The sequence below is a fragment of the Corallococcus sp. CA053C genome (assembly GCF_003611675.1).
Lineage (GTDB): Bacteria > Myxococcota > Myxococcia > Myxococcales > Myxococcaceae > Corallococcus.
The window spans coordinates 1-8290 of record NZ_RAWA01000434.1 but is presented as its reverse complement, the minus strand read 5'-3'; the positions used below and the strand labels follow the sequence as shown (position 1 = coordinate 8290).

Annotated in this window: 6 protein-coding genes; 4 read left to right on the top strand and 2 right to left on the bottom strand. The window is 70.7% G+C overall.

From position 1 onward, the window contains the following. Nucleotides 1–164: 164 nt before the first annotated feature. Entirely contained in the window at nt 165–1736 is a 1572-nt protein-coding gene (locus D7V97_RS36395) for a hypothetical protein (RefSeq protein WP_147445122.1), read from the top strand. An 8-nt stretch (nt 1737–1744) separates the two neighbouring features. On the opposite strand, the gene D7V97_RS36390 is transcribed toward D7V97_RS36395, so the two are convergent. Then, nucleotides 1745–4846: a cyclic nucleotide-binding domain-containing protein gene (locus D7V97_RS36390; protein ID WP_120615209.1), complete on the bottom strand. Its 3102-nt coding sequence runs from the start codon at nt 4844–4846 to the stop codon at nt 1745–1747. Between the two features lie 206 nt (nt 4847–5052). Between D7V97_RS36390 and D7V97_RS36385 the strand changes: the two genes are divergently transcribed. Beyond that, nucleotides 5053–5901, top strand: a complete 849-nt coding sequence (locus tag D7V97_RS36385; RefSeq protein ID WP_120615212.1) for an RDD family protein — start codon at nt 5053–5055, stop codon at nt 5899–5901. Here the strand turns inward: D7V97_RS36385 and D7V97_RS36380 are convergent. After that, nucleotides 5843–6361 carry a hypothetical protein gene (locus D7V97_RS36380; protein ID WP_120615208.1) on the bottom strand — a complete coding sequence of 173 codons (519 nt, stop codon included), beginning with the start codon at nt 6359–6361 and terminating at the stop codon, nt 5843–5845. The two genes, D7V97_RS36385 and D7V97_RS36380, sit on opposite strands and share 59 nt — an antisense overlap. 103 nt (nt 6362–6464) lie before the next feature. On the opposite strand from D7V97_RS36380, the gene D7V97_RS36375 reads away from it, so the two are divergent. After that, nucleotides 6465–7526, top strand: coding sequence for a tetratricopeptide repeat protein (locus D7V97_RS36375; protein ID WP_199729059.1), 1062 nt, complete (start codon nt 6465–6467; stop codon nt 7524–7526). A 29-nt stretch (nt 7527–7555) separates the two neighbouring features. After that, nucleotides 7556–8290 (top strand): FHA domain-containing protein (locus tag D7V97_RS36370; RefSeq protein WP_147445121.1); only part of this gene is annotated, 735 nt, incomplete at its 3' end.

Genomic DNA, 8290 nt, shown 5'->3' with positions numbered 1-8290 from the left:
GTCTTCTCACAGCCCGCAAGGGCTCCCAAGGCGAGGACCAGCGCGCCGGACGACAGCCAGAGCTGGCGGGTAGGACGACGGAAGGGACGCAGCGAGAGAAGGTTCGGGTTCACGGCCCGGCCTTTAGCACATCCCCGCCGTGGTAGCGTGATGCAATGACGGGCATGAAAGGCAAGGATTTCAAGCCTTTACGAGAGGAAACAGAGGGCAGCTCTGCCTCCAGCCGAGGCGACTCCGCGAGGCAGGGGCTGCCCTGGCAACTGTGGCGCGAGATGCGGGGCGGCGCCGAGCACTTCCAGTCCGTGCGGGGTCAACTCCCCGTGGGGCGCATCCGCCAGTTCTTCTACGGCGCGAGCCTGCCCTTCCACATCGCGAGGACGACGCTGAAGGATCCGCCGACGCGGGAGCGCTACCTCCGGGTGACGGCGCTCCAGACGGCGTTCCTGCTGGCGCTCGCGGCGGGCTGGGTGGTGGTGACCCACGACGACACGCCGACCCGGGAGGAGCGTTCGCCCAGGGTGTCAACACCGGAGTCCCGGGCGCGGAGCCGCGAGGCCGAGGCGCGCATCGAGCAGCGGACCCGCGAGGTGGAGGCCCTGCTGAAGGCACGCGGCGCCGACGGCGAGGAGAAGGTCGACAAGGCCGCCGTGGCCGCCGCGGTGGGCGCGCTCATCGCGGAGGCGGTCAACGCGGAGAACGCGGGCGAGGTCACCCCGGAGGAGGCCGTGAGCACCGTGGGGGACGTGGCGAGCGAAGCCGGCGACAAGCCCCTCGGCGCCGTCCCACCCGCTTCCGGCGAGGCCGGGGCCCCTGAGTCCGTCTCGGAGACGCAGGAGGACGAGGACGCGGCGGAGCCGACGAAGGAGGACGCGCTGGAGCCCCTCCCCGGGACGGAGAACCTCCCCCAGCCCCTGCGCGAAGAGATCGCCGCCGCCCTCCAGGAAGCGACCCGGGACGCCGAGGAAGCGAAGGGGTCGCGCATCCAGCGCGAGCTCCAGCAGAAGGGGTTCAACATCGACGCGCCCGAGGTGCGCCACGGCATCCTCTTCCTGGGGAGCTGGGAGTTCTGGGTGGCGTTCTTCGGCTCGCTGAGCGTGGCGCAGTGGGTGATCGTCGCCCTGTCGCGCGACTTCCACACGGTCATCTCCCGCGAGGCGAGCCTCGCCACCGGCGTCACGCCCGAGGATCCGGAGATCCACCCGCGCGTGCGGCTCAACTTCCCGTGGATGCGGGCCAAGGTCCGCCGCCGCTGGCGGGCCTTCGTGCTCTTCGCGGCGGGCTTCCCGGCGCTGGCGGTCCTCACCACGCCGGTGCTCTGGAACAAGCCCGTGTTCACCACGCTCAGCACCGCCTGGGGCTTCTGGTGGCTCATCGTCTTCACCGCCGCCAAGAGCGACCGCGCCTGGGTGGCGCCCGTCACGAATCCCCCCTGGTTCTTCCGCCGCTGGGAGCAGCTGGCGCACGCCCTGCCCGTCCTGCGCTGGGGCCCCTTCAACCGGTACCTGTGGATGTGGGCGCGCAGGACGGAAGGCGTCGGCTCACCCATCGCGGCCGTGGAGCGTCAGCCGTGGGCCTTCGCGGGCCTCGCGGCGACGCGCTTCGTGGGCAGCCTCCCCCCCTTCCGCTGCTTCACGCGGCCCTTCATCCCGGTGGCCTCGGCCCACCTGCTCAGCCTGGACCCGAAGCAGCCGCCCGTGGGGGCCGTAACGCCGCCACCGCACAGCGCGGGCGACTGACGCGAAGCTCACACGTCGGTCGGGGCGTTGCCCTCGGGAGGCAGGCCGCCAATGCCCTCCAGCGGGACATGCGGCTGCTGCGCGACGCCCAGCTCCAGCCGCTGGCCCGTCTCCCGCCGCGCGGGCAGGTCGATGACGCTCTGGAGCTGCTGGCTCACGGAGCGGAAGAAGCCCGTGAGCAGCTCCGGCCGGTCCGCCAGCAGGTCCAGGAAGTCACGCCGGTCGATGACGAGCACGCGCGAGTCCACGGCGGCCACCATGTCCGTGGGACGGGGCGCGCCGTCGAGCAGGCTCACCTCGCCGATGGCCTCCTTCGCCTGGAAGCGCAGCACGTGCTCGCCGTTGCGGAACGCGTCCACCGCACCCTCGACGATGACGTAGAGCGCGTCGCCCGGGTCGCCCTGGCTGTAGAGCCGCTCGCCCGTGCGGTACAGGGACTCGCGCGCCACCGCCGCGATGGCGGCGATGTCATCCACGTCGCTCTGCGAGAAGACGCTCACGCCTTCCAGCGCGAACATCCGTTGGACAATCGTGTCGCTCACTTCATCCTCCTGCGGGAGCACGTCCAGGCCGTTCACCCGCGCCACGTGGCGGGCACACGCGCGAAGCACCAGGTCCTCGCTCTGCACCAGCCCCGCCAGCCGCCGCCACAGCCGGCCCGGCGCTCCGGGCGGCAACTCGCGGTGGTGGGCCTCCACCTGCTCCATCACCAGCTCGCGCTCCTCCACCGCCACCAGGTTCTCCAGGAGCTCCAGCGCGTACGCACGGCGCCGCGAGTCGGAGCCCACCAGGTGCTGGTGGATCCGCCGCATCGCCTGCGGCGGGTGCAGCAGGCCCAGCAGGAAGAACGACAGCTCCAGCGCCTGATCCAACCGGTCGCCCACCGCGCGCGTGAGCAGCGACTGGGGCCCCAGCGCCGCCTGCACGTCGCGGAAGGCCCCCACGAGCTGCCGGTACGTGTCGCGGCGGCGGCCCAGGGCCTCGTGGATGCGGTCCACGTCCACCGGGTGGTCCGGCTGCTCCTCGCGCAGGCGCGACAGCTGCGCGCCAATGCGGAAGTGCAGCCCCGCGTCGTCGCGCACGTTGGAGAACAAGAGCGCGTTGAGCGCCGACGACGACCCGATGCCACGCAGCACGCGGGGCAGCTGCATGCGCATGGCCAGCGGCGCGGCCTTGTTGTTGAGCTGCAGCTCCAGGAGCGGCGTCACCGCGTCGCCCAGCTGCACCAGCGACTCACGCGCGGCCGGACGCTCCTCGCGCCAGGTGAGGAACGGCAGGAGGCGCGGCGCCAGCTCCACGTAGCCGCCCTCCCCCACCGCCACCAGCGCCACGCGCCGCACGGAGATGTCCATGTCCTCCAGGTAGAGCGACAGCGGCCCCGCGAAGCGCGGATCCTTCAGCCGGCCCAGCAGCCGTGCCACCTCGCGCCGCTCGGCCACCGGGGCATGGTCCCCCTTCGACAGCAATTCGCGCAGCGACTCCAGCGCCGCCGAGTTCACCTGCGTGCGCATCAGCGCGCCAATCGCCGCGCACCGCAGGCCCACGTCGGGGCTGGTCAACAGCGGCGGCAACAGCCGCTCCGCGCGCTCCGGGGACAGGCGCGCCAGGGCCCACACGGCCTGGTCGCGGGGGCGCCGGGGGCCCTCCTCCACCAGCCGCTCCAGCATGGGCGCCAGCTCCCGCGCCTCCATGGACAGGGCCAGCGTCACGCCGCGCTCCTGCACGCGCTCGTGGGGATGGGCGAGGAGCGCGGCCAGGTGCTGCCGCAGCGGCGCCTCCGCCTGCTCCAGCATGTCCACCGCGCGCAGCACGCGCTCCGGCGTGGGCGCGCCCAGCGCCTCCACCAGCAGCTTCTGCGCCTCGCCGCCCAGCTCCACCTCTTCCTCTTCGTGCGCGCCCACCTGCTCGCCCAGCGCCGTGAGGTACGCGGGCTTGAGGCGCACGAGTAGCAGGCCCAGCGCGGCGCACAGCGCCACCACCGCCACCGCCATCGTGATGCCGTTGGCCCCGCGCCCCGCGCCGATGAGCATCAGGCCCGCGAGCACCACGCCGCCCTTGCGCAAGAGGCCATCCACCGCGCTGCGCAGGCCCTCGCGCTGCTCGTCCGGCACCGCCGCGTAGAGCAGCTGGATGCCCACGGGCAGGATGGAGTAGCTCACCGCCGTCTCCACCAGTCGCAGCAGGTGCACGGGCCACAGCTGCCCGGTGGCCAGCGTGGCGCCCGCCAGCGGCGCGAGCACCACCGGCACCAGCGCCAGGTACATGAGCAGGCCCATGCGCTTGAGCAGCCGCTGCGCCACGAGCAGCTGGAAGGCCACGCAGAACAGGCCAATCCACAGCTGGAGCGAACCGAAGAGAGCCGCCAGCCCGTCCTCGCTCAGCGTGCCCTCCACGCGCAGGCGGAACAGGTAGTCCACGAAGGACGACAGCACCGCGAACGCGATGCCCAGCGCCGCGAGCACCTGCGCGTACGGGCTCTCCCCCAGGTAGCTCCACGCCGGGAACCACGCCTGCAACGAGCGCGGCCGCGAAGGCGGCGCCACGTCCGTCTGGTGCAGGTGGTGGTAGATGGCCCCCGCGGCCAGCAGGCTCACCGCGCCGCTGACGACGACGACGGGCGTGCCCAGCCGCACCGCCAGCGCCTGCACCAGCAGGCCGCCCGCGATGCCGCCGCCCATGCCAAAGCCGTTGAGCACCGTGAACGCCCGCCGGGCCTCGCGCGCGTCGAACGCGGACGCCATGCGGCCCCAGAAGCGGAACGACACGAACGTGCTGAAGCAGTCCGCGAACAGGTACAGGGCCAGCGCCGGCATGCGCTGCCCCGCGGACAGCGCCGCCGCCAGTCCCAGCGCCAGCACCCCGCCCACGCCGGTGAGGATGCCGGGGGACTCCGTGGGCGCGTCAGGCCTGCCGCGCGGCAGGAGCGTGAGCGTCGCCGTCATCAGCGCGCCCAGCAGGTACAGGTACGGCAGCGCCTGCGACTCGAAGCGCGACAGCACCAGCGCGTTCGCCGCCGTCTTGAGCTGCGTCACCCCGGCGATGAGCGCGAACTGGAAGACGCCCGCTGGCAGCACGCGGCGGTTCCAGGATGAGGTGTCGGAAGAGGCCACGGGCTCAGGGAGTGCGGGCAGGATAGCGTGGGAGCCCGCTATTCACGAATAACACTGTTCTGGCAACCCCCGCACCTGTCCGCCGGAGGGACACGGGCTGCTCGCCCGCCTGCCCCCGGGTTCCCGTCCAGACTGCTTGCGGCCCCCACGGAAATCCCCTGGCGGACGCGGTGGGGACCGGGGCCGCGTGGCATACAGTGGGCCCCGTGACACCTGCTCCCGACGACACCCTGCTCGACGGCACCCACACGGTGCTGACCCCGGAGTACGTGGAGTTCCGCTTCACGCTCGCGGGCGTGTACTCGCGCTTCCTCGCGTGGCTGCTGGACGCGGTCATCGTCGGGGTGGCCACGGCGGCGGTGCTGCTGGCGCTGAACCTGGCGATGGTGGTGTTCCCGGGGTTCGCCAGCGCGCTGGGCATCGTCGTCTACTTCCTGGTGGACTGGGGCTACGGCATCACGCTGGAGACCGCCTGGGCGGGGCAGACGGTGGGCAAGAAGGCCCTGTCCCTGCGGGTCATCCAGGAGAGCGGGGTGCGCATCGGCTTCTACCACGCGGCGCTGCGCAACCTGGCGCGCGTCGTGGACCGGCTGCCGCTGCTCTACCTCGTGGGCGGCACGTCCGCGCTCGTCTCGCGCTCGCACCAGCGGCTGGGGGACCTGCTCGCGGGCACCATCGTCGTGCGCGAGCGCCGCCTCAAGATGCCCTCCGCCCTGGAGACCCGGGGCGAAGAGGGGCTGCTGGCGGATCCGCTGTTCGTCTCGCGCGTGAAGCGGCTGTCCACCGAGGAGCGGGAGGTGGTGCTGTCCGCGGCCTTGCGCCGCGAGGAGCTCCGGATGGAGGCGCGGCTGCGGCTGTTCTCCGCGCTGGGCACGCGGCTGCAGGACTCGCTCGCGATGGAGAAGCCCGCCCACCTCTCGGATGAGAAGTGGACGCTGCTCGTCGCCACCGCCCTGCTGCCCGCCCCGGGCCAGCGCCCGGGGCGTCCGGCGGCGCCTAGAAGTACGCCGCCACGCCCGCCGAGCCCGTCAGCGACGTCTGCGTATCCTCGTTGAGCGCGAGGTAGAAGTTGTACTGCGCGCGCAAGCCCAGGCTCACCGCGTCCGTGACGAAGAAGTCGATGCCGATGTTGGGCCCCAGGCCCACGAAGTTGCTGGCGCTGTCCTTGAGGACGATGAGGTAGCTGACGTCCGTGCCGATGTACGGACGGATGCTCTCCTCCAGCAGCAGGTAGCGGATGCCCAGCGACGGGGCCAGGCCGATGACCCGCTTCTCCGGCGTGGCGAAGGTGTCCTTCGGGAACATCAGCTTCGACAGGGAGACCACCTCGAAGCCGTTCTCGATGTAGAGGCTGCCCTCCAGTCCCAGGAAGGGCGTGCCCGCGAGTCCCGCGGTGCGTTGGAAGTCCATGTAGCCCAGCGACAGCCCCAGGCTGCGGTTGGAGAACTGGGCGTGGGCGGGGGTCGCGCCCAGCAGGGCGGCGAGCAGTCCAAAGGCACAAAGGTAGGTACGCATGGCGCGGCACTCTACAGCCGCCCTAACCCCTGGAAAACAGCGCTGATTCACGCGAAGGCCGGCGTTGCCTCGCGGGGTGGCGCTCTCCTACACTCGCGCGGCCATGCGTCTTCGCCGCCTCGTCCTCACGCTGACCGCCGCCGTCTCCCTGTCCACCACCGCGTGTCTCAACACGCCGCCCCCGCACGAGCGGGCGCTCATCAACAATGAGCTGTGCGCGCAGGAGATGGCCAACGGCGACCTGCCGAAGGCGGAGACCTACTGCAACCTGGGCCTGGAGTTCTCCCCCCAGTACGCGGACCTCTGGGCCAACAAGGGCCTCATCGCCATGTACTCGGGCAACAAGCCCAAGGCGAAGGAGTTCTTCATCAAGGCCCTGCGCTACAACCAGGAGCACCTGCAGGCCTACCAGAACCTGGGCGTCCTCTACTTGGAGGAAGGCGCCTACGGGAAGGCCCACGACAACTTCAAGCGCGCCCTGCAGGTGAACCCGGACAACCTGGAGTCGCGCTACGACCTGGGCCTCACCTTCATGAAGATGGGGAAGAAGAAGGAGGCCCGCAAGGAGTTCGACACCCTGCTCGCCGTCAACCCCAACGTGGCCAACGCCCACCACAACCTGGGCATCATGGCCTACGAGGAGAAGGACCTGGAGACGGCCTTCGAGCACATCTCCCAGGCCGCCCAGCTCACCCCGGACTCCGCGGAGGTGTGGCACGACCTGGGCACGGTGCTGCTGGAGCAGAGCCGCTTCCCGGAGGCCCGCGAGGCCTTTGGCAACTGCGCCCGGCTGGATGAGAAGAACTCCAGCTGCATCAACAACCTCGCCGTCGCCCAGCGCAAGGCGGCCCTCACGGACTCCGCCCTCAAGGAGCTCAAGGACACCCAGACGGCGGAGAACAGCGCCCCGGCCATGTACCTGCTCGCGCGCCAGTACCGCGAGAAGGGCCTGCTCACCGAGGAGGAAGGCGCCTACCGCAAGTGCGTGAAGCTGGACGCCAAGTTCGCGCCCTGCCACTTCGGCCTCTTCCAGATCTTCTCGGACGCCCACAAGCAGACCCACGCCGAGGCGGCCTGCAAGAACTTCATGAAGTTTGGTACCTCCGAGGAATTCCCCACCGAGTATCAGGCGTGTGAGAGATTCCTGGCCAACGACTCATTCTAGCCGTCCCTACCGGGTAGCGACTCCACGCGATGAGCGTCCGTCTGACCGTCACGCAGCGCAGCGAGGCCGGAGGCGCCTCGGGCAAAGAGGTCGTCCTCGACGACCCCATCATCACCTTGGGGCGGGACAAGACCTGCCAGGTGGTGCTCCCGCAGCAGGCGGTGTCGCGCAACCACGCGCGCATCAGCCAGGAGGGGACGCTCTACTTCCTGGAGGACCTGGGCAGTGCCTACGGCACGAAGGTCAATGGCAAGGCCCTGCCCCAGGGGGAGAAGGAGCTCTTGCGCAACGGCGACATCATCGCCATCGCGCAGTTCGACGTGCGCTTCGACAAGGTCGTCGAAATCCAGCAGGACGTGAGCGACAAGACGTCCTTCCTCGCGCGCGGCAAGTTGAAGGACGTGCTGCGCGGAAGTGACGAGCGCTTCCTGCGCTACATGAACGGCCCCCGCGAGGGCCAGCGCATCGAAATCTCCGACGCGCAGGAGCACGTCTTCGGCCGCGACGAGAAGGAAGCGGACGTCATCCTCAAGGACGACCTCGTCTCGCGCCGGCACGCCAAGGTGCGCCGCGACTGGTCCGGCACGCACGTGGAGGACCTGGGCAGCCGCAACGGCATCAAGGTCAACAAGAAGCGGGTGAACCGCAAGGCGCTCAAGGACGGCGACGAGCTGGAGATTGGCGCCACGCGCTTCGTCTACGTGGACCCGGCCGAGCCGCCCGACGAACAGCCGGTGAGCCTCTCCACGGACGCGGACCCCGGC

Bases quoted from the DNA above. Each gene is read 5' to 3' on its own strand.
- D7V97_RS36395 (WP_147445122.1), top strand. From the start codon at position 165: ATGAAAGGCAAGGATTTCAAGCCTTTACGAGAGGAAACAGAGGGCAGC.
- D7V97_RS36380 (WP_120615208.1), bottom strand. From the start codon at position 6,361: ATGCGTACCTACCTTTGTGCCTTTGGACTGCTCGCCGCCCTGCTGGGC.
- D7V97_RS36375 (WP_199729059.1), top strand. From the start codon at position 6,465: ATGCGTCTTCGCCGCCTCGTCCTCACGCTGACCGCCGCCGTCTCCCTG.